Genomic DNA, 1,628 nt, shown 5'->3' on the forward strand with positions numbered 1-1,628 from the left:
CCCCTTCCGCGAAAGGCCAGCCCAGCACCCGCGCCAGTTCGCGTCCCAGCGTGCTCTTGCCACAGCCCGAGACACCCATGACGACGAGGTGACGCACAGCGGGGGTCACGGCACCACAATCACATGCAAGCGGCGCGGCCCGTGAACGCCCTCCACCCGCACCAGTTCGATGTCGCTGGTGGCACTGCCGCCTGAAAGCCACGTCAGCGGGCGGCCTTCGCGCACGCTGGCGGCGACGGCACCCACCCCCTGCCGAACGGTCTGCACCACCTGTTCCTCACGCACCACACACACATGCAGGTCGGGAATCAGCGACAGGGCGCGGCGGCCCTGGTCTTCCCGGTGGTCGAGGATGATGGTGCCCGTTTCGCTGATGGCGACGGCGCACCCGGTCAGCACGGCCTCGGCCCCGTCGAGTTCGGCGTTGGACAGCTTCGGCTCGTCGCGCAGCACGTCCAGCCCAGGCGTGAGCCACTCGCTGGGCACCCCGGCGGGCACGACCACGCGCCGAGCGTCTCCGAGCGCCGCCGCAATCGCCCCCGGCAGTTCGGCGGCGGAAACGTGCGTGTAGGCCGCCTTGTAATCCAGAATCCGGTCTTCGAACTGGTGCAGGATTTCGGCGCGGGTCAGCGGCGCGGACACCGGGTAAGGCGGCAGCGGTCGCGGCTCGGCCCCGGCAATGGCGCGGTTGATGCGGGTGAGCATTTCCAGCTTGGCTTCGGCGGTGGAGGGGATGTCGGTCATGGCGTGTCCTCGCGGGGGGCTTCGGCGCCGAACTTGCCACCCCCGTCCTTCTGCACGGCTTCAGGCGGCGCGGCCTTGCCCTCTGCCATCTGCCTTCCGCCCCCTTCGCGGTGCTTCCACCACTCGCGGAACCCCTCTTTCGGGAAGGGGCGCAAATCCCGCGACTGCGTCCAGCCGCCCAGCAGCCCTGGCAGCGAGGTGATGGCGTCGCCCTGCACCAGTGGCCCCTGGCCCATGCGGGCGAGTTTGAGTGCGCCCTCGAACCGCCAACCCTCGGACATCACGAATTTCATGCCCTGCATGGCGAGGGCTTCGGCGCTCAGGCCCTTTTGCACGTTGGCCTGGGTGCGAAGGTAAATCAGCACCTGCGGAATGTTGATTTTGACCGGGCACACGTCGTAGCACGCGCCGCACAGGGTGGAGGCACCCGGCAGCGTGTTGGCGTTCTTGTCGTGCATACCGAGCAGTTGCGGCGTCAGAATCGCGCCGATGGGGCCGGGATAGACCGAGCCGTAGGCGTGTCCGCCCGCCCGTTCGTAGACGGGGCAGACATTCAGGCAGGCCGAGCAGCGAATGCAGCGCAAGGTTTGCCGCCCAAAGTCGTCGGCCAGCACGTTCGTTCTGCCGTTGTCGAGCAAAATCAGGTGGAATTCCTGCGGCCCGTCGCCGGGCGTCACGCCGCTCCAGAACGAGTTGTAGGGGTTCATGCGCTCGGCGGTGGAGGAACGCGGCAAAAGCTCCATGAACACGCTGATGTCCTCGACCTTGTCCAGCACCTTCTCGATGCCCATGATGCTGACGAGCACCTCCGGCATGGTCAGGCACATGCGCCCGTTGCCCTCGGACTCGACCACGCACACGGTTCCGGTTTCGGCAATGGCGAA

2 protein-coding genes are annotated in these 1,628 nt (G+C 67.4%); both read right to left on the bottom strand.

All coding sequences use genetic code 11. The features are described 5' to 3' along the window. Positions 1–105: 105 nt before the first annotated feature. Positions 106–744 (bottom strand): lactate utilization protein C, encoded by a 639-nt coding sequence (locus Q4C89_RS13755; protein WP_303103192.1) that lies wholly within the window; start codon positions 742–744, stop codon positions 106–108. Then, positions 741–1,628: LUD domain-containing protein (locus Q4C89_RS13760; RefSeq protein WP_303103193.1), on the bottom strand; the 888-nt coding region annotated here is incomplete at its 5' end. The genes Q4C89_RS13755 and Q4C89_RS13760, both read right to left, overlap by 4 nt.

It is taken from the genome of Deinococcus sp., from assembly GCF_030523985.1.
Classification (GTDB): Bacteria; Deinococcota; Deinococci; order Deinococcales; family Deinococcaceae; genus Deinococcus.

Bases quoted from the DNA above. Each gene is read 5' to 3' on its own strand.
- Q4C89_RS13755 (WP_303103192.1), bottom strand. From the start codon at position 744: ATGACCGACATCCCCTCCACCGCCGAAGCCAAGCTGGAAATGCTCACC.